Raw genomic sequence first — 19002 nt, forward strand, 5'->3', positions numbered from 1 at the left:
AGCGCATCAGCGTGCCGGGAGTGCACCGTCCGCTGACCGGTCGGCGCGGTTCATGGTCTCCGCAGCGCTCGCCGCCAGTCTGGTGGGGTTGGCGGGGTGCACGGTGGGCCCAACGCCTCCGCCTGCAACAGGAACGCCGGCTTCCCCAACTTCGTCGGCGCCCGCTCCGTCCTCTCCGGCCTCCTCGGCTGCCGTCGCTCCATCCCCCACGGCAGCAGCCATCACCGGGGATCCGGGGACGGTTGCTTCCGATCTGGCCGCCCCGTGGTCCGTGGTGTTCCGCGACGGCGTTCCGCTGGTCAGTGAACGCAACAGCGGCCGGATCCTTGAGCTCGCCGCGGACGGTACGGCCCGGTCCATCGGCACCGTGGACGGGGTGGCCGCCCGCGGCGAAGCCGGCCTGCTCGGCATAGCCGTGGGCAGCGCAGGCGACCTCTTCGTCTATTCGACGGCGGACGACGGCAACCGCGTCCAACGCTTCCCAGTCACCGGTACGCGTGGCGCGCTGTCCCTGGGCGAACCGCGGTCCCTCTTGGACGGGATACCGGCGGCTGGCAACCACGACGGCGGCCGGATCGCCTTCGGGCCCGACGGCATGCTGTACGTGACCACCGGGGACGCGGGCCGGCGGGATGACGCCCAGGACAGGGATGCGCTCGCCGGGAAGATCCTGCGGATAACGCCCGAGGGCACCGTCCCGGCCGGCAACCCGTTCCCCGGGTCCCTCGTTTACAGCTACGGACACCGGAATCCGCAGGGAATCGCCTGGGCGGATGACGGAACCATGTTCGCCACCGAGTTCGGGCAGAACACGTGGGACGAGCTCAACATCATCACCGCCGGTTCAAACTACGGCTGGCCCACGGTGGAGGGCATCGCGGACCGGGACGGCTTCGTGGACCCGGTGCAGCAGTGGCAGCCAGGCTCGGCCAGCCCCAGCGGGATGGCCCACTCCGGCGGGACCCTGTTCATCGCCAACCTGCGCGGGCAGGTGCTGCGGTCCGTTCCGGTCTCGGATCCGTCCACCTCCACGGAGCACTTCGGACGGGAGTTCGGCCGGCTCCGCGACGTCACGGTGGCACCGGGCGGCAAGCTGTGGGTGGTCACCAACAACACCGACGGCCGCGGCAGTCCCCGGCAGGGCGATGACCGGATCCTCGCAGTCCCGCTGACCCGTGATTAATCTGGTCTGTGATTAATACGGCCCGTGATCAATATGGTCGGCGGGAACGCGCCGCGGATTTGATCAGCCGGCAAACCCCTCTTTTAGCTGTGGTTCAGCTCCGGGCGCCCGCCTGCGCGAGTTCCACGATGTGTTCCGTGACCGCCCAGGACGCAAGGAGCTTGAGGGCCTGGTCCGAGGCGCTGCCGGGGGTGGCCGGGTAAACCGTCAGGGAGTGCCCGGGGTCCTCTTCCAGGCCCAGGACCTGGTAATTCAGTTCCAGCAAGCCCACTACGGGGTGCTGGAAGAATTTCGTTCCGGCGTAGTGGCGCCGGACGTTGTGGGCAGCCCAGCGCGTCCGGAACTCGTCGCTGCGCATTGACAGTTCACCAATGAGTTCCGCAATGCCTTTGTCGTGCGGGTTTCGGCCCGCTTCCCGCCGCAGGATGGCCACGTTGGTGTTCGCGGCGCGCTCCCAGTCCGTGTAGAAGGTGTGCGCCCGGGGGTCCAGGAAGATGAACCGTGAATGGTTCGCAGGCCTGGCGGGAACCCGGTACATGTCCGAATACAAGGCGTAACCGAGGGTGTTCGCAGCAACGATGTCCAGCCGGTTGTTGCCGATGAACGCGGGAGCCCCGGTGATGGTGTCCAGCAGGTACTGCAGCTCCGGCCGCACGCCCGTCGGGGCGGAACTCGGTGCACCGCCGGCACGTTTCCGCCCCGAGGTGTTGGCGGTGCGGGCGAGATCGTAAAGATGGTCGTGCTCGGCGCGGTCCAGTTCCAGGGCTCCGGCGATAGCGTCCAGCACGCTGTCCGAGACCCCTGTCAGGTTCCCCCGTTCCAGCCGCGTGTAGTAGTCCACGCTGACGCCAGCCAGCCTGGCCACCTCCTCCCGGCGGAGACCCGGAACCCGCCGCCGCCCGCCGTACGGTTCAATGCCGGCCTGTTCGGGCGTGATGCGCCCGCGGCGGGTGGAAAGAAATTGCCGTACCTCGGCCCGGTTATCCATACAGGACACGTTACGACTAATGCGCGGGCCCTAAGGAGGGTCTGCCATAACCCGTTACAGCAGGGCCCTCGCTACCGCTCCGCGGACCGGGTTTGATGGACGGAAGGCCAAGCAAAGCCCCGAGGCGGAAGGAAACACCATGAACATCGAACCAGCACGAGAAACCGTCAAGAACCCGCCGGAGCAGTTCTCCGGAGACGTGTGGGTGGACCTCATCGCGGCCCCGAACGGACCCGCGCAGCGCGCCGTCGTCGCCAAGGTCCGCTTCGCCCCCGGCGCACGCACGGCCTGGCACTCCCACGCCCGCGGCCAGTACCTGCACGTGACCTCGGGTGTGGCCCGCTTCGGCAGCCGTGACGGCACCATCATCGAAGTACACCCCGGCCAGACCCTCTACACACCGCCGGGGGAGGAGCATTGGCACGCCTCGGCGAACGGTACCTTCATGGAACACATCGCCATCCTCGAAAACGACGATGACCCTGCCGCCACCACCGCCTGGGCCGAGCACATCACGGACGAGCAGTTCGAAGGCCGCTGAAGGTAGGACTGCCAGTACTAGGTACAACAGGGCCACCGAGGCAGGCCCGTTTTGCAGATTCCAGGCGCATTGCGCCGGTAGCATTTTAGAGATCCCCCCAAGAAGCACAGGAGAACCATGACCACCGTCAAGGCATACGCATCCCCGTCCGCCACCGAGGACCTGGTTGCAACCACCATCGAACGCCGCGAAGTCGGACCCCACGATGTCCTGATCGACATTAAGTTCGCCGGCATCTGCCACTCCGACATCCACACCGTGCGCGGTGACTGGGGCCCCCAGCAGTACCCGCTGGCCCCCGGCCACGAAATCGCCGGCATCGTCACCGAGGTTGGCGCTGAGGTCACCAAGCACAAGGTCGGCGACCGCGTCGGCGTCGGCTGCATGGTGAACTCCTGCCGCGAGTGCGTGAACTGCCTGAAGGGCGAGGAGCAGTACTGCCTCAAGGGCAACGTCGGTACCTACGGCGCCGTTGACCGCGACGGCACCATCACCCAGGGCGGTTACTCCACCCACGTCGTCGTCACCGAAGACTTCGTGGTGACCATCCCCGAAGGCCTGGACCTCGACGTCGCCGCCCCGCTGCTGTGCGCCGGAATCACCACCTACTCCCCGCTGCACCACTGGGGCGCCGGTCCCGGCAAGAAGGTCGCCGTCGTCGGCCTCGGCGGCCTCGGCCACATGGCCGTCAAGATCGCCCACGCCATGGGTGCTGAAGTGACGGTCCTGTCGCAGTCCCTGAAGAAGCAGGAAGACGGCCTCCGCCTGGGCGCCGACAAGTACTACGCCACCAGCGACGAGAACACGTTCTCCGAACTCGCCGGACACTTCGACCTGATCATCAACACGGTAAGCGCCTCGATCGACATCAGCTCCTACCTGCAGCTGCTGACCCTCGACGGCGCACTGGTCAACGTGGGTGCTCCCGCCGAGCCGCTTCCGGTCAACGCCTTCGCCCTGATCGGCGGACGCCGGTCCTTCGCCGGCTCCATGATCGGCGGCATCCGCGAAACCCAGGAGATGCTCAACTTCTGCGCCGAGCACGGCATCGGTGCTGAGATCGAGCTAATCCCGGCCGAGAAGATCAACGACGCTTACGAGCGCGTCCTGGCATCGGACGTCCGCTACCGCTTCGTGATCGATACCGCCACGCTCTAACCCAGCAAACGCGCGACGGCGGCCCGCTCCGGAAGGAGCGCGGCCGCCGTTCTTGCGTTAAAGTCCGGATGAATCTCGCCGCAGGAGGCTATTCGTTATCCGACACTACGGTTGGGCGCCAATCGAACGGCTCCCGGTCTAAAACAGGGATGCAGCCCCACAATTGAAGGACATTTCCGAGACCCGGGAGGGTGTCATGAAAGCGTTCAGCGGGCTGCTTCCCGTTGTGGTCCTGGCTGCCGTAGCCGTGGGTGGTTGCGGACAGCAGGCGTCACCGCCGATTGCGACAACCACCGTTTCCGGGACCGCGCCTGTCAGCACCGTGCCGCCAGGCCCTGCCACCACGACGGCGGCGCCCACCGCGACCACGGCGCCCACCACAACGAAGGGCGCTTGGAAGACGTTTACGACGGCGGACGGGCAGCTGGTGTTCGACCACCCCGCCGGCTGGAGCGTCAGGGATCCCGCCGGAGAGCTGCCCGAAGGCGGCGGGGCCTTTGCCGAGGTCACCAACGAGGCCGGGAAACCGCTGGCGACGCTGCGGACCAACATGGCCACCGGATCCACGTGCACGGAGAAGTACCCGTACACCGAATTCGAGTCCCAGCAGCTCCCTGCCCTGGCCCAGGCCGGAACAGTCCCGCGGTTTGTGTTCGAAACCCGGGGCAACAGCAGCACCCCCGGCCCTGCCAACACCCCGGCGGCGGCCTACGGCATTACGGTTTCAGCCGCACCCACCGGTGACCTGGCCTGCCCCATCTTCCAGTTCTTCACGTGGCCGCCCACGGCCGCCATGTTCGGTGCGTTCTACAACCCGGAGAACAACAAAACTCCGGGTGGTGAAAACCTTTCATACCTGGAGCAAGCCCGGAAGTACATGGACACGGCCGAATACCAGGACATCCGCCGGATGATCACGTCGCTCCGCCCGGCAACTTAGGGAAGTCTCCGGCGGGATAGCGCGTCCGGCGTTACAGCCCGGTCCGTGCCTCGAACGCGGCCCGGCCCAGGAACATCAGCTGTGCTTCTTTTTCGGCGAGCTGCACGATGGCGCCGGGTTCGAAACCGAAGCCGGCCAGCCGCCTGATGGCCTTGCTGTTCCGGGCATCCGGCTCTGCCACCACCCTGTCCTTCGCCGGATCAGACAAAGCAAAGCGCATCAGCCCCGCTACCAGCCTCGGCGTGTAGTTGGGCACCGGCGCTGCGGCGGGTGCAAGGAACAGGTGGATGCCGGTGTCTCCCGGCCGTACCGGGTACACCTCTCCCACGGGATCGTGCTCCGGCTCGTAGGTCTGGAAAATGCCGGCAGGCTCACCGTCCACCACCATCAGGTAGCCGTGGTGGGTGTCCAGGCTGTCCAGGAACCGGTAGACATCCCGGACCTCGTCCCGGCTCCAGCCGTTCATGCCCCAGAACCTGGCCCGCTCCTCACTCACCCAGCTGTGGATCAGGTCCGCGTCGTCCTCCGGCGACAGCTGGAACAACCTGAGCATGCCCAGGCCCTCCAGTTCCTCCTCGTAGACGGCCTCGCGGGTGCGGCCTGCAGCGTCAGTGCCCATCATGGTTCTCCTTGGTCATCGTTCTCCCTGCTCAGCTGGTCCCAGTCCGTGATGACCGGCAGCAGTTCGCCTGCGGCCCACAGCGGCAGCTGGCTGAGGAAGTTCGCGTCTCCCCGGTGGCCTGATGTCCCGAACGGGACCACCCACCTGCTCCGGGACCGGTCGCCGAGATCCCACACATAACGGGCCACCGGTCCGCGGAACGATGCATCGGTGGCCCCCGGCAGGCTTTCGGTGGACAGCACACAGCCGGTGTCACCTGACAGCGGGGTCATGGGGACACGCGGTGCCTTCGCACCGGCGGACGGGTGGTCCGCCAAGGCGTGCAGCGGCAGGACAACGTGCGTCTGGCCCCAGGCCGCGGACGACGGCGATGCTGCCGCCGCCTCGAGGGCCTCGGTGGCCGCTGCTGCCACGTCCAGGCCTGCGGCGTCCCCTTTCGCCACAATGGTCTCCAAGGCAAAACCCACCCTGGACACCGGGTCCAGCCATGGGCCGAACAGCGGAGAGTGGCCGGCGGGCCTGGCCAGCGGAGCCAGCAGGGGAGCTGAGGCCAGGGCGCGGACGAACGCCGAGCGCCAGCCTGCAAAGGCAGCTGCAGTGGCACCGTCCGCCCGCATGTCAGCGTCCCATCCGAGCAGGCTGCTCAGAAGGTCCGCCGCTGCCGACGACAGGGGCGCACCGGTCCCGCACCGTTCCAACACCGCCCGCAGCGCGGGCCAGGACCCGAGCCTGCTGTCCATATGGATGCGCTGCATACTGCCCGCGTTAAGGCCGCTCCCTGCTTCCGCCAGCAGCTCGCGGATCCGCTCTGCCCTGTGCGCAGGGGCAAACTCCAGGCCGGTCAGGTGGCCCCCGCCGGACGCGCGGTCGTTGGCGTTGACCGCAAGCGTGTCCACGTCCGAGGCCGGCAGCTCCACCCGGCCGCCGGTCCATTCATGCGCGCGGGACCCGGCAGGCACCGGACGTACACGGTTGTCATGGTTCCGCTCGGGGACTGCACCGGCCACGAACTGCCGGACGCCGCCGGCCGAATCGGCAGCCAGGACACAGTTGACCGGCTCCACCCAGGCGCCGAATGCCGCCTCTACATCTGCTGCGGAGCGGCTCCGCAGCAGCGGCAGGAGGGCCTCGAAACCCAGCCGTCCGCTTACCCGCGAGGGCATCCGCAGGCTCAGCGTGCCGCCGTCGTACCCGCTGGTGATGACGGGCCCGCGCACGGTCTCGACAATTTGGACCATCTCTGTGGCGCCGCCGCGTACCAGGATCTGCTCCTCGTGGTCCGCGACCACCGGTTCCCAGCCGTCAGGGCCGAGGGCGCGCAGGGTCCCGCCGTCCCGGCGCAACTGCTCACGGTAAAGATCCTGATAGTCCGCCATGGCGTTGGTGACCGCCCACGCTGCGGCGCCGGCGTGGCCGAAGTGCGGCAGCCCCGGGACGCCGGGGAAGGCCAGCCCTACGGCGTCGAACTCGGGGCAGGCAAGCCGTACCTGCTGGTAGACGCCCGGCAGCTCCATGAGCCGGTGCGGGTCGCCGGCCAGCAGGGGAGAGCCGCCGGCGGCCAGGCTCCCGGATACTGCCCAGGCGTTGCTGCCGGCCCATACCGGCGCCTCGATGCTGAACAGGCCAACCGCGTCCGGTCCGAGCGTGTGGGCCACATGGTCGCGCCAGAGCTTGTTCGGGAAGGTGCTGAACAGGATGTGGTGGACCAGGAAAACGCCCAGCGGGGTCCACGGCTCCCACGATTCGGGTTCAGTGCCGGTGTCCCGGAACTCCTGCGCCTGCCGGCGTCCGCGGGACAGGGCGTCGTTGACACCGTCCACATAGGCCGTGACCCAGTGCTGCGTTTCCCGGTCCAGGTTGTCGAAGCAGCGGCGGGCAGTGTCATTGATGCGGGCCTGGCGGGCGAACCTGTCCCACAGGAGGCCGTCACTGCCAAGGTGTTCGGCGGTGCGGCCCTCGGACCGCCAGCGCTCCATTTCGATCTGCCAGGAACGGTCGGCTGCGGCGTTGCTGCCCTGCAGGAAGGCCAACTCGTCCGCGGAGTCGGCGCGAAGATGCGGGACGCCCCACGGGTCGCGGTAGGTCACTGGCACGGAGAGGATCCTTCTTCTTAGGTAATCCTAAGAAGGGTACGGCCCCGGTGGGGACAGCCCAAATGATGACCTTCGGAGGCGCCTGCTCTGTGACGCTTGACACGTGTTAGGTGGCGGGTCTACAGTTCCTAACACGTGTTAGGAAGGAATTAGACATGACCGGAGCCATCAACGGGCAACTGCGGCAGATCACCCGCCGCACCGCCTTGGGTGCCCTGGGCGCTGGAATCATTGGAGCATCCGTGGCGTCGTGGCCGCGGCTCTCCGGAACGGACATCCCCGGCCGCGGGGACAACAGCCTCAGTATCGCCATCCTCGGCACCGCAGCGGACGCCGCCGCCCGCCAGCGTGCCATCGACGCCTTCAGCCGCATCCACCCGGACATCAAGGTGAAAGTCCAGGCCATCCAGGCCGTGGACTGGAAGGACTTCTTCACGAAGATCCTCACCATGGTGGCCGCCGGCACCCCGCCGGACGTGGTGTACGTGGCCACCGAAGGAGCCCAGCTCTTCGCCGAGAAGCTGGCCCACCCGCTGGACGAATACATCCGCCGCGACGCCGCGGACATGCGGGAGTTCTTCAGCGACGTCCACCCCAGCCTGGTGGAAGCGTTCATGTACAAGGGCAGCCTCTACCAGCTCCCCATGGACTGGAACGCCGCCAACATGTACTACAACACCGCTGCCTTCGCGGAAGCTGGACTGGACCGCCCGGCGGACGACTGGACGCATCTCGATTTCCGCAGCAACCTCGCCGCCATGCGCAAGGCCCGCCCCTCGGACTTCACCCCGTACTACTGGACCAACCGGCTCTTCGGCGGCGTGGTGCCATGGCTCTACGCCAACGACACCAGCTTCCTCAAGGAGACCCGGTCCACCGGCGGAGACTGGCTCTGGGACGGCTTCTACGCCACCGACCCCTCCCGCAGCCTCCGTTCCGGCGGCTACCAGTGGCTGGAACCCAACGCCAACGATGACCGCGTCTTCGAATCCTTCGACTACCTCCGCGGCCTGGTCAAGGACGGACTCGGTGTCCGCCCCGAAGAAGGCGGCGGCAACTCCCTGGTGGGCCTGTTCGCCTCCAACCGGATCGGCACCACGCCGGCCGGCGGCTACTGGGTGCAGGGCCTGCACGAGGCAGGCATGGCCGAAAACGGCTTCGACGTCCAGTTCTTCCCCCGCTGGAAGACCCAGCGGCACCAGTTCGGCACCGCCGGATACGCCATGATGAAGACCGCCAAGGACAAGGACGCCGCCTGGGAATGGATCAAGTTCAGCTCCAGCCGCGAGGCCATGGAACTGATCTTCCCCAACCCGGCCACCACACCGGCCCGCCGCTCCATGGTCAACGAGAAGCTCTACGCCGGCAAGGGACCCGCGCACTGGAAGGTCTTCTACGACACCCTGGACAGGTTCCCCACCACCGGCCCCATCCCGGCGCCGCCCCAGCAGGCCGCCGTCGAAACGGCCCTGATGAAGAACGTCTCACTCGCCGTCAGCGGCGACGAACAGCAGCTCAAGCAGGCCCTTGCATCGATGCAGCGCGACCTTGAAATTGCCTTGAGGAGGCAGCCATGAGCACCACCATCCCGCCGCGGGAAAGGCCGCGGCAGGCAGCCCGGCCGGACAAGCCCGCGGTTGCCCGGGGCAGGAAAGGCGCCCCCGGCAACCGCCACAGCCAGCGCTGGCTGGCCTGGGTCTTCCTGGCCCCCACCATCCTGGGCATGGGCCTGTTCACACTGATCCCCATCGTGGCGTCCGTGGTCCTTGCCTTCTTCCGCTGGGACATCATCTCGGCACCGTCCTTCGTGGGCTTCAACAACTTCGCCGAAGTGGTGCAGGACCCCACCGTCCGGGTGTCGTTCGTGAACACCATCGTGTTCGTGGTGGTGGCCGTATCCCTCCAGCTGGGGCTGGCCCTCGCCCTGGCCATCATGGTGCAGGAAAAGATGCCGGCATGGCTGCGGGTGTTCTTCCGCTCCGCCTTCTTCTTCCCGCTGATCCTCTCGGCAGCATCGGTATCCATCTTCATGCGGTACCTCTTCAACGAACAGTTCGGCGTGGTCAACTGGCTCCTGTCCCTGGTGGGCATCCCCGCGGTCCCGTGGCTGACCACCCCCGGCGGGTCCGCCGCCGTCGTCATCCTGGTCTACGTCTGGCAGAACTTCGGCTTCTCGTTCCTGCTGTTCATCGGCGGCCTGGCTTCCATCCCGGTGGAGACCTACGAGGCCGCATCGATCGATGGCGCCACCGGCTGGCGCAAGCACCTGCACGTGACGCTTCCGCTGCTCAGCCCCACCACTCTGGTGGCGTCCGTGATGGCCATCATCAGCGCCCTCCAGGTGTTCGACCAGCCGTACGTCCTCACCCGGGGCGGCCCGGGCGACTCCACCCGCACCGCCGTCATGGTGATCTTCGAATCGGCCTTCCAGCGGCTCGAATTCGGCCAGGCATCCGCCATCGGCGTACTGCTCACCCTGATCATCATGGCCATCACGGCCGCGCAGTTCCGGCTCAGCAAACGATTCGTCTTCTACCAGTAAGGCCAGCCATGACCACCACCACTGAGCACGGCCTGGCCTCCGGGCCCACGCCCCGGCTCTCCGCGGGACTCCCCGCCGTCCGCACCAACCGGCGCAGGTTCAGCTGGAACACCGCCCTCCGCGTGATCCTGCTGCTGATCGCCGCGGCCCTGACCCTGGGACCGGTGCTGTGGACGCTGTCCACCTCGCTGCGTTCGCCGTCGGAATCCTTCAAGCTGCCGCCGTCGTTCATCCCCTGGAACCCCGATTTCACGTCCTACGGCCAGGTGTTCCAGCAGCTGAACATCTTCCTCCTGGTCCTCAACAGCGCCCTGGTCACCGGCCTGATCGCCGTAGGCCAGATGGTGTCCGCGGCGCTGGCCGGCTACGCTTTCGCCCACCTGAAGTTCCGCGGCCGCGGCGCACTGTTCTCCATCGTCCTGGCCACCATGATGGTGCCGGTGCAGGTAACCATCGTGCCCGTGTTCATGCTGATCCGCGGCATGGGCCTGTCCGATACCCTCCTGGCGCTGATCCTGCCGGCCATCCCGACGGCGTTCGGCACCTTCCTGATGCGGCAGTACTTCCTGGGACTGCCCACGGAGCTGGCCGAGGCCGCCTCGATCGACGGTGCCTCACCCTGGCGGACCTTCCGCTCGGTCTACGCGCCGCTGGCCATGCCCGGCATGGCAATCGTGGGGATCCTGGCGTTCAACTTCCACTGGAACGAGTTTTTCCGGCCGCTTATCCTCACCATCTCCGAACAGAACTTCACACTTCCGCTGGGCCTCGTCTCGCTCCAGGGCAACTTGGGCACCGGCAGCATCTCGGTGGTCCTGGCAGGCGTGGTCCTGTCCATGATCCCGGCGCTGGTGGTCTTCATGTTCGGCCAGCGCGCACTCCAGGCCGGCCTCACCGCCGGCACCGGCAAATAAGCACCGGCACATGACAAACCGGCACACAACCTCCACCCTGAAAGGCTCCACCATGCCCACCCCGGACCTCGCCGCCATCTCCTTCGACGACGTCGCCGCAGCCCACCCCGATGCAGCCTTCCCGCGGTTCCACCCACGCCCCGCCCAGGGCTGGATCAACGATCCCAACGGCATCAGCTACATCAACGGCCGCTACCACGTCTTCTTCCAGTACAACCCGGATTCGGCCCGGCACCACAGGATCGCCTGGGGGCACGTCAGCTCCGCGGACCTGGTGCGCTGGGAAGAACACCCCGTAGCGCTGCGCCCCCAGCCGGGCGGGCCGGACGAGTACGGCTGCTGGACGGGCGTGGTGACGGACGACGCCGGTGTCCCCACCGCAGCGTATTCGGGCGTCCGCGGCGACGGCGGGCACTCCGAGGTGGTCATCGCCCGCGGTTCGCAGGACCTTGTGGACTGGGACCAGACAGGGCACGTTGCGGCCCGGATGCCCGACGGCGGAGACGTCACGGCAGTGCGCGACCCCTTCATTTTCCGTTTCAACGGCAAACGGTACGCCATGCAGGGCGCCGGCCTGGCCAACGGTCACGCTGCGCTGCTCCTCTACACGGTGGAGGACCTGTCCGACTGGAAGTACCAGGGCATCTGGCTCACCACGGAAAACCCAGTGGCAGCGCAATTCACCCCTGCTGAAATCTGGGAGTGCCCGCAGCTGGTCCAAGTACCCGATAACTCCGGTCAAGATATGTGGCTGATGATGTTCTCCCTGTGGCTCTCCGGCGACGCCCACGAGCACGCCAACGGTGTGGGCCACCTGATCGGTTCACTCACCGAGGACCCCGCCACGGGACTGCCGGTGTTCACGCCCCGCAACGGCGGATCCTCAGACCAGGGCAGGGACTTCTACGCCCCGCAGGTTGTTGCCCTCAGCGATCGCGCCCTGCTGTGGGGCTGGGCCAACGAGGGGCCCGGCCGCGACGGGCGCCGTGGCCGCAGCCAGGACGAGATCGACGCCGCAGGCTGGGCCGGAGTGCTCACTTTCCCGCGGGAGCTTTCCGTGGTGGATGGGACGCTGGCTGTCACGCCGACCCCGGAAATCGAGGCCTACCGCGGTGACCCGGTGGCCCGCTCGGCCGAAGGCCGCGTGGAACTGCCGGCGTTCGCCGAAGCCGTGGTGACCCGCGCCGGCACCTCCCCGGATGCCGGCGCCGGGGACGACGCCGTCGAACTCCTGCTGGTGGGCGAAGGCGGGCAACAGACCGTCTTCACCGGACCCCTTGCCGACGGTGAGGAACTGCGGATCTATGTGGACGCCTCGCTGGTGGAGGTGTACCGCACCGGGGCTGTGGCCACCACCGTCCGCGCGTACCCGGCGGCGGGGGAGGAGTGGCAGCTGCTGCTTCCGGCCGGCGCCTCGGCAGACGTGTGGGAGCTGAGCCAGCCCTAGCGTTGGGTTTCAGCGTTCCGTAGGAACCGGGCCGGTGGACTCGCGGACCACCAGGCGGCAGGGCACCATCGTTTCGGTGCCGCTGCCGCCTGGTGGTCCGTCTGTTTCATTGCCTGTTTCACTGCCTGTTTCATTGCCTGCGGCCGCGTGCGTCCGGTGCTGCGTGACATCGCCCAGCAGCGCGGTCATGGCGGCTGCGCCCATCTCGCGCAGCGGCAGGGCCATGGTGCTCAGTGCTGGCACCATGGACTTGGCTACGCGGAATTCGTCGTCGTAGCCCATGACGGAGATGTCCTGCGGGACGCTCAGGCCCAGCCGGTAGCAGGCCAGCACCACGCCGATGGCCAGGCGGTCGTTCGCGCACAGGATGGCGGTGGGGCGGCGGCCGGCCCCGGCACCGTCCAGGAGCTTCATGGCACCGTGGAATCCGGCGTCGATGTCCCAGCCCACCTGCAGGACCCTGGCTTCGTTGACGGGCAGCCCTGCCCGGAGGAACGCGTCCCGGTAGCCCTCGATCCGGCGCGGCGCCGCGGGCGTGAGCGAGTCACCGGCCAGGAACGCGATGTCCCGGTGGCCCAGCGACATGACGTGCTCGGCAGCTTCCCGCCCGCCGCGGACCTCGTCCGGGATCACCGCTCCAACGCCGGCTTCGGGCCGGTCGTCAAAACAGTTGGCCAGGATGGACGGCACCCGCTCCATGTTCGCCGGCACGTGCAGCGGACGCAGGCCCACCGTGACGTACATCAGTCCGTCCACCTGCCGGTCCAGCAGGGTTTCCACCGCCCCCTCGTCCCGGGAGCCGTCCAGCTCGGTGTCCATCACCACGGTGACGAAACCATGTGCACGGGCCACAGCGTCCGCTCCGGCGATGATGTTGCCGTCGAACGGGCTGGTGACCACCTGGTCCGAGACGATGCCGATGATCCGGGACTGCCGGTTCCGCAGGCTGAGGGCGATCTTGTTGGGCGTGTAGCTCAGGGTGGCCGCAGCTTCGCGGATCCGCTGCTGGCTTTCCAGCGCCACGTTGCCGTCCCCGCGTCCGTTGAGGACCAGGGAGACAGCGCTCCGCGAAACACCGGCCAGCTTGGCGACGTCCAGTGCGGTGGCCTTGCGATTCATGGTGATCCTCTGGTGGCAAACAACAGTGATGCTGCAGTTTACCTAACGCGTGTGAGGATGCGCTGCCGCCGCACGTCCACAGCTCCCGCTACTCGGGGGAGATGCGCGCCACGGTGACCTTCACCGAAACCTCAGCCGGAGCAAAGTGGGCGCGGACCACCGCGGCTACTGCCCGCACCACGTCCGGAGTCCGGGCGTCGGCACCCACGCCGATGCGGACTGTCACGTCCGTGGCACTGCCGTCCGCCCGGGCTTCAACCAGCGGGCCGTCGTCGGGATCCCCGGCGCCCTGGTGGCCGGCACCCTGCTGGCCCGCTGCCTGCTGCAGCAGGGACAGGGCTCCGGCGGGCAGCCGCTGCCACAGGGGCCGGGACGGAAAGACGTCAGTGACGCCCTCCACGCCCAGGACCGCGGCCCGCAGGGAAGCCGGCGCAGCGGTGCCCCGTGTCCCTGCCTGCCCGTTTTCGCGTTCCACTTCCTGCCCGCTGCCCGGAAATTCGTCCCGCTTCGCGGCGGGTGGCTGCGCCGGCACTGTCATGGTTCCTCCCGGGGAGTGTCGATCACGTCCGTGATGGTGATGTCGATGGCGGCGATGTTGAGCTCGGTGTGCCGGGCCAGGGCTTCCCCGAGGTCCTGCCGGAGTGCTTCCGCGCTGCCCAGCAGAGGATTGCCGAAGGCGACGGCAAGGTCCAGGTTGACGGTGATGGCTTCGCCCGGGACGGTGACATCCCCCTCAAGCCGGACCCTGCCTGCCACGGCCCCGGGCGCAAGGTCGGTGACGGAACGGACCAGGGCGAGGACCGAGCCTTCCGTTTCGGTAAGGGTGTCCGCCGGGTGCTCGGACCGCAGCGGGATGGAACGCCCCGGCCGGAGCTCGAGCTTGAGGTTGGCCAGGATGTTCTTCATCCAGTCGTCGTTCCCGCTGCCGGCCTCGGCGAGGTCGTTGCTGAACAACTCGCTGCCGGCGGTGGAGAGCCGGCGCAGCGAGTCGAGGCCGTTGCGGCAATCCGGGCAGGTTTCGAGGTGGCGGAGGTCGGGGAATTCGCCGGTATCCAGGTACAGGCTCAACTCCTCGAGCGTGTGCCCGCAGTCGAACGTGTCGTGGGGGATGTTCATCGCCATCCTTCCATTTCGCGGACCAGTGCAATCCGGGCCCGGGCAAGGCGGCCCCGGACACTGGCTGGGCTGATGTTCAGGGTCTGCGCAATCTGTTCATAGCTTTGTCCGTTGAACTCTTTCAGTACCCAGCAACGGCGCTGTTCCTCGGGCAGCCGGGACAAGGCGGCCTTCAGGGCCTCGGTACCAGAGGCAGCCACGGCGGACGACTCGGGGCCGGGCCCGGCGGCTGCCGGTTCCGGCACTGCTCCGCCCTCTTCCAGCGCCGACAGGCTGGTGTGGTTCCTGCGCCGGCGCAGGTAATCGATGCTCCTGCTGCCCGTGAGCCGGAGCAGCCAACCTTTCACCGCAGCGGGTTCCCGCAACGATTCAAGCTGCTTCCAGGCCTGGACCAGCGCTTCCTGGACCACATCGTCGGCATCGGCGTACGAGCCGGTCAGCCGGCGGGCACATGCCCGCATGTGCGGCCCGTACCGGCGGGCGAGGGCCTCGAAAGCCGCTGTATCGCCGTCGGCTGCCCTGCCGGCCAGGATGGCATCGGGGACCAGGTCCAACTGGTCCCGCACCAAGGGTGTTCCTGTCACCTGACTCTGCTTTCATGATCGGCGCACGCCTGCCTGCTCAGGCATGAAAGAGGTGCGCGCCGGACGGACGGACTGACGGCAGGGCGCGTTGCGCGATGGTTGGCTGCAACGCGCCTGCCGCCCGGGGGCTGGCTACTCCTTGCGGAAGCTTTCCTTGACCTTTTCCGCAGCTTCCTTGAGGTTGTGGCCAATGTCCTTGGCAGCGTCCTTGACTTTCTCGCCGGCTTCCTGGACTTTCGCCTGGGCCTGGTCGTGCTGGCCTTCGCGCTCGAGCCGTTCGTTGCCCGTGAGCTTGCCTACGCCTTCCTTGGCGGCGCCCGCGTGGTTGGTGGCGGCGTTGTTGATCTTGTCGTCGAGTCCCATGATGATGCCCTTCTCTCGGTGTTCCTGTTGCGCTCCTGTGTGTCCGAAACACAGCAGCCTTGGCTAGGTGGTGCGGTGTGCACCCGCCAGCCGGGTCCTGGTTCCACCTGCTATTCGGACCAGAACGGTGGTGCGATGGCCCAGCAGGGCTTCCATGCCGGTGACCAGTGCCTCGGCGAGGTCGGCCACCTCACGCGGAGACGCTCCGCGCCGTGCCTGCAGGGTGATGCGCAGTCCTTGGGTTGTGGTGCGGCGCCGGCCGCGTCCGCGCCAGGCCGACACGGAGCTGCCGACGACGGCCCGGTTGCCTTCCAGCGCGGCCTCCACGGCGGATTCGAGGTAGGAAATGTCGACGGCGGTGTCCCCGAGCTCGGGGTCCCGCTGCCGGGCTGCCTCGCTGGTCCGCCCGCCGCCCTGCCGGGTCAGCCACATGATGCTGACCGCGGCGCCGAGGAGCAGCACGGCGGGCACGGCCAGTGCCCACCAGCTGCCCAGGGGTTCCTGCAGGGGTGCGGTGTCCCGCAGGTTCCGCCAGCCCCCCAATAGGCTGGTGCTGACGGAACTCCAGCGGTCCCGGACGCCGGCGTCCATGCCCGCACCCGCGGTGAGGGTGCCGGCGGCCAGCAGGACCAGTCCAGTGGCGGCCAGGAAGAAGCGGTTCAGGGCGCGGTTGGTGTGGTTCATCGTCCCAGTGCTCCTTCGGTGGCGATGCGGATATCGGTGCTGAGTTTCCGTCCCAGGCGGCAGGAATCGATCTCCGCTGCCGCAGCCCGGGTGACGGCTTCGCGGTCCAGGGGAGCGCCCGACGTCGGCCGGATGGCTACCTGGGCGCGGGCCCGGCTGATGGTGGTGGCAACCTGTTCGGGGGCGAGTTTGGCGGTCAGCTGCACCTGCCGCGAGACGGCTGCCGCAATGACCTGGTCATCGACAACCACCGCGGCCCGTTCGGCCTGCATGGCCCGGCGTCCTTTCCGGCCGCCCTTAAGGGCCGCTACCAGCAACGTGAGGCCCAGGACGGCGGCGGCAACCCCGGCCGCGGTCAGTTCGCCAGATTGCGTGGTTTGCGGCGCGGTGGCCGCAGCATCGGCAAGCCTGCCGGGGCTGGCTACCAGAACGTCCTGGCCCAGCAGGGCAAGCACGCTTTCGGTGCCCAGCCACAGGAAGACGGCCAGGAGGAGTACCGCGGTGGCGGCGGAGAGCCCGGCGCGCGATGAGTGCGTTTCCCGCCGGACAATCCTGCTAAGGGTTCGGGCCGTGCCCACGGTGACCTCCTGGTGGGTTGCTGGGTGTGCTGCTGATAATCGTTGGTGCTGCCGCCCTGGCCGCGGGCAGCCTGTGTGCCGCCGCGGGAAGGCTGCTCATGCAGCCCCGAGCCTGATGTTGATCTTGCCGAGCTCCATGCCGGTGACCTGGCGCCCTATGAAGGAAATCTTCAGCCGGGCAATCTCCGCCTGCTCAAACAGGGGTGGCCGGCCCTCCGGGGCTGGCGCCAGCAGGGTTGGTGCCGGCAGGCGGACCAGGAGGTCCACCCCCAGCTTCCCTGTATCGTCCCGCAGTGACGCGGAAACGTCCGCTTGGGGAACGCCGAACGCCTGGCACGTCACGGCTTCCACGGTTTTCCGGAGGGCGGCCGGGGCGATGCGGGTATGGCCCTGGCGGTTCACGACGACGTGCGGCGGCCGCGCAGGGCGTCGAACACCGCCGCCAGGTCCAGGCGGCCCTCGGCGGCGCGGCCCAGTACCGCACCGATGCCCATGAAGAGCAGGGTCAGGATGAAGCCCCAGAATCCGAAAGCCAGCGCCACTACTGCCAGGACTGCCCCTGCTGCCGCGCCGCCGATGACCGGGGTCATGCCACCCTCGGTTCGTGGCCGGCGTCTTCAGCCTCGCCGTCATTGTCCTCGGACGGGACGTGGATGTCAGTGATGGTGATGTTCACTTCGGTGACCTCCATGCCCACCAGGTCCTCCACCGCGGAGTAAACGGCGTCGCGGGCGTTGTCCGCCACCTGCTGGAGGGGGTGGGGGTATTCGACTACCAGGGTCACGTCCACGGCCACCTGGGTCTGGCCCACCTCAACGCTCACGCCCTGGGTGAGGTCCTTCTGGCCTACCCGCTCGCGGAGGTTTCCGATGGCCCGGGCAGCGCCGCCGCCCAGGGCGTGGACGCCGTCGATCTCCTGGATGGCGATGCCGGCGATCTTTGCCACCACGCCGTCGGCGACGGTGGTGCGGCCGCGGCCGTCGTGGCCTTCGGCCGTGCCCAGGGAGTGGGTAGCTGCCGGCTTCTTCTGCGAGGTGTTACCCGGTGCGGGGGTGGCCTGCGCTGCGTTGTTCTGCGCTGCGTTGTTCTGCGCTGCGTTGCCGGGCTGCTGCGTGCTGGCGTTTGTCTGCGTGGTCATTACGTCACTCCTGCTCGGTTGGCGTCCTGTTGCAGGCGCGGGTTTGCGCCGTTACAGGTAAGACGCAACACGGCAGGAGATCGTCACGGTCTTTTTGGTGTGACGTGCATCACTTCTCAGGCAGGGGTGGTCAGTACAGGAAAATGTTGATCCATTCGCGGTTGTGAGCGTGGATCAGGACCAGGAACAGCACGAAGTCGAACAGCAAGTGGACGCTGACAATGTAGGACAGCGATTTGGTTACCGTGAACAGCCGTGCCTGCAGCAGGGCGAACGGGAATATGAAGAACGGCGCCCAGGCGTGGAAGCCGAGTTCCCACAGGAACGAGGTGAACAGCACGGCCTGGAGCAGGTTGGCCTGCCAGTCCGGAAGGTGCCTGCGGAGCAGCGTGAAGGTAGTGCAGATGAAGAACAGCTCGTCCCAGATGCCCAGGACGTTGGTGCCCAGGAAAAGCCGGGCAATGCCGTCCGCGTCACTGACCGCGGGCCAGTTCTCGTAAACGCCGGTCCGGATCATGTACACGGGCGTCAGGGCGTAGCCAATCACCAGGACAGCCGGCAGGTACCACTTTTCCGCCCGCGTCCACGGCTTCCCGGTCCGGATGGGGAACCGGATGGCGTGGTCCCTGGTGATGAATCGCGACACGGCGTATGGGATGCCCACCGCCACAACCATGGCGGTCCCCATGACGGCCATGTGCTCAGTGCTGATGTCGGTGGTGATGGGTACCAGGCTCATGGCGGTCAGTCCCACGGCGATCAGGGACAGATCGGTCAGCAGCTTCCGGCTCAGGAATCCCGCCAGGGCGAGGGCGGCCGCCAGGAGGATGAACCCGGTGATCCGGTCTTCGCGGGCGAAAAGGAGGAATCCTGCGGCCGACAGCATCGCCGCCGGAACAACGGCCAGCCTGGCCCGGACGGGTGCCGGCCCAGCCTGCTCGGCTTCGGGATCCGACGAGGGCATACGCATGGATTTACCGCCAGGCTGCATC

22 protein-coding genes are annotated in these 19002 nt (G+C 67.7%); 8 read left to right on the forward strand and 14 right to left on the reverse strand.

Going from position 1 to position 19002, the window contains the following annotated elements:
- Positions 1-52: 52 nt before the first annotated feature.
- Entirely contained in the window at positions 53-1183 is a 1131-nt protein-coding gene (locus ACFV4R_RS05155) for a PQQ-dependent sugar dehydrogenase (RefSeq protein ID WP_377201652.1), read from the forward strand.
- Between the two features lie 94 nt (positions 1184-1277).
- Here the strand turns inward: ACFV4R_RS05155 and ACFV4R_RS05160 are convergent, their stop codons facing one another.
- On the reverse strand, positions 1278-2171 hold the full coding sequence (locus tag ACFV4R_RS05160; protein WP_377201620.1) for a helix-turn-helix transcriptional regulator: 894 nt from the start codon (positions 2169-2171) through the stop codon (positions 1278-1280).
- Between the two features lie 139 nt (positions 2172-2310).
- On the opposite strand from ACFV4R_RS05160, the gene ACFV4R_RS05165 reads away from it, so the two are divergent.
- From ACFV4R_RS05165 to ACFV4R_RS05175, 3 genes are all read left to right on the forward strand, one after another.
- A complete protein-coding gene (locus ACFV4R_RS05165) occupies positions 2311-2712 on the forward strand; it encodes a cupin domain-containing protein (RefSeq protein ID WP_377201619.1) in 402 nt (133 codons plus the stop codon).
- 117 nt (positions 2713-2829) lie between these two features.
- Positions 2830-3870, forward strand: a complete 1041-nt coding sequence (locus tag ACFV4R_RS05170) for an NAD(P)-dependent alcohol dehydrogenase (protein WP_377201618.1) — start codon at positions 2830-2832, stop codon at positions 3868-3870.
- 196 nt (positions 3871-4066) lie between these two features.
- Entirely contained in the window at positions 4067-4810 is a 744-nt protein-coding gene (locus ACFV4R_RS05175) for a hypothetical protein (RefSeq protein ID WP_377201617.1), read from the forward strand.
- 31 nt (positions 4811-4841) lie between these two features.
- On the opposite strand, the gene ACFV4R_RS05180 is transcribed toward ACFV4R_RS05175, so the two are convergent.
- Both ACFV4R_RS05180 and ACFV4R_RS05185 read right to left on the reverse strand, forming a co-directional pair.
- Entirely contained in the window at positions 4842-5432 is a 591-nt protein-coding gene (locus ACFV4R_RS05180; RefSeq protein WP_377201616.1) for a GNAT family N-acetyltransferase, read from the reverse strand.
- The gene (locus ACFV4R_RS05185) at positions 5429-7525 is read right to left on the reverse strand and encodes a penicillin acylase family protein (RefSeq protein ID WP_377201615.1); all 2097 of its coding nucleotides are present in this window, start codon (positions 7523-7525) and stop codon (positions 5429-5431) included. Before ACFV4R_RS05185 ends, ACFV4R_RS05180 begins: the two co-directional genes overlap by 4 nt.
- Positions 7526-7680: 155 nt before the next feature.
- Between ACFV4R_RS05185 and ACFV4R_RS05190 the strand changes: the two genes are divergently transcribed.
- From ACFV4R_RS05190 to ACFV4R_RS05205, 4 genes are read left to right on the forward strand one after another with little or no spacing between them, the layout of a single operon-like run.
- Entirely contained in the window at positions 7681-9102 is a 1422-nt protein-coding gene (locus ACFV4R_RS05190; protein ID WP_377201614.1) for an extracellular solute-binding protein, read from the forward strand.
- The gene (locus tag ACFV4R_RS05195; protein ID WP_377201613.1) at positions 9099-10067 is read left to right on the forward strand and encodes a carbohydrate ABC transporter permease; all 969 of its coding nucleotides are present in this window, start codon (positions 9099-9101) and stop codon (positions 10065-10067) included. Before ACFV4R_RS05190 ends, ACFV4R_RS05195 begins: the two co-directional genes overlap by 4 nt.
- A gap of 8 nt (positions 10068-10075) precedes the next feature.
- Entirely contained in the window at positions 10076-10981 is a 906-nt protein-coding gene (locus ACFV4R_RS05200) for a carbohydrate ABC transporter permease (protein ID WP_045731038.1), read from the forward strand.
- Positions 10982-11033: 52 nt separating this feature from the next.
- Positions 11034-12428 carry a glycoside hydrolase family 32 protein gene (locus ACFV4R_RS05205; RefSeq protein WP_377201651.1) on the forward strand — a complete coding sequence of 465 codons (1395 nt, stop codon included), beginning with the start codon at positions 11034-11036 and terminating at the stop codon, positions 12426-12428.
- Between the two features lie 9 nt (positions 12429-12437).
- Here ACFV4R_RS05205 and ACFV4R_RS05210 read toward each other — a convergent pair whose 3' ends face one another.
- The 11 genes from ACFV4R_RS05210 to ACFV4R_RS05260 form a co-directional block, all read right to left on the reverse strand.
- Positions 12438-13547 carry a LacI family DNA-binding transcriptional regulator gene (locus ACFV4R_RS05210; RefSeq protein WP_377201612.1) on the reverse strand — a complete coding sequence of 370 codons (1110 nt, stop codon included), beginning with the start codon at positions 13545-13547 and terminating at the stop codon, positions 12438-12440.
- An 88-nt stretch (positions 13548-13635) separates the two neighbouring features.
- A complete protein-coding gene (locus ACFV4R_RS05215) occupies positions 13636-14085 on the reverse strand; it encodes a hypothetical protein (protein ID WP_377201611.1) in 450 nt (149 codons plus the stop codon).
- Positions 14082-14663, reverse strand: a complete 582-nt coding sequence (locus ACFV4R_RS05220; RefSeq protein WP_377201610.1) for an anti-sigma factor family protein — start codon at positions 14661-14663, stop codon at positions 14082-14084. Before ACFV4R_RS05220 ends, ACFV4R_RS05215 begins: the two co-directional genes overlap by 4 nt.
- Positions 14660-15247, reverse strand: a complete 588-nt coding sequence (locus tag ACFV4R_RS05225; protein WP_377201609.1) for an RNA polymerase sigma factor — start codon at positions 15245-15247, stop codon at positions 14660-14662. Before ACFV4R_RS05225 ends, ACFV4R_RS05220 begins: the two co-directional genes overlap by 4 nt.
- Positions 15248-15379: 132 nt before the next feature.
- On the reverse strand, positions 15380-15610 hold the full coding sequence (locus ACFV4R_RS05230; protein ID WP_045731032.1) for a CsbD family protein: 231 nt from the start codon (positions 15608-15610) through the stop codon (positions 15380-15382).
- Positions 15611-15673: 63 nt separating this feature from the next.
- On the reverse strand, positions 15674-16294 hold the full coding sequence (locus ACFV4R_RS05235; RefSeq protein WP_377201608.1) for a hypothetical protein: 621 nt from the start codon (positions 16292-16294) through the stop codon (positions 15674-15676).
- Positions 16291-16872 carry a hypothetical protein gene (locus tag ACFV4R_RS05240; protein WP_377201607.1) on the reverse strand — a complete coding sequence of 194 codons (582 nt, stop codon included), beginning with the start codon at positions 16870-16872 and terminating at the stop codon, positions 16291-16293. The genes ACFV4R_RS05235 and ACFV4R_RS05240 overlap by 4 nt, the downstream gene beginning before the upstream one ends.
- A gap of 96 nt (positions 16873-16968) precedes the next feature.
- Entirely contained in the window at positions 16969-17274 is a 306-nt protein-coding gene (locus ACFV4R_RS05245; protein WP_377201606.1) for a hypothetical protein, read from the reverse strand.
- Positions 17271-17462 carry a DUF2273 domain-containing protein gene (locus ACFV4R_RS05250; protein WP_015938414.1) on the reverse strand — a complete coding sequence of 64 codons (192 nt, stop codon included), beginning with the start codon at positions 17460-17462 and terminating at the stop codon, positions 17271-17273. The genes ACFV4R_RS05245 and ACFV4R_RS05250 overlap by 4 nt, the downstream gene beginning before the upstream one ends.
- Positions 17459-18010 carry an Asp23/Gls24 family envelope stress response protein gene (locus tag ACFV4R_RS05255; RefSeq protein ID WP_377201605.1) on the reverse strand — a complete coding sequence of 184 codons (552 nt, stop codon included), beginning with the start codon at positions 18008-18010 and terminating at the stop codon, positions 17459-17461. The genes ACFV4R_RS05250 and ACFV4R_RS05255 overlap by 4 nt, the downstream gene beginning before the upstream one ends.
- Positions 18011-18140: 130 nt before the next feature.
- Entirely contained in the window at positions 18141-18896 is a 756-nt protein-coding gene (locus ACFV4R_RS05260) for a type II CAAX prenyl endopeptidase Rce1 family protein (RefSeq protein ID WP_377201650.1), read from the reverse strand.
- Positions 18897-19002: the final 106 nt, after the last annotated feature.

The organism is Pseudarthrobacter sp. NPDC059871, assembly GCF_042731175.1.
In the GTDB taxonomy this organism is placed as follows: Bacteria; Actinomycetota; Actinomycetes; order Actinomycetales; family Micrococcaceae; genus Arthrobacter.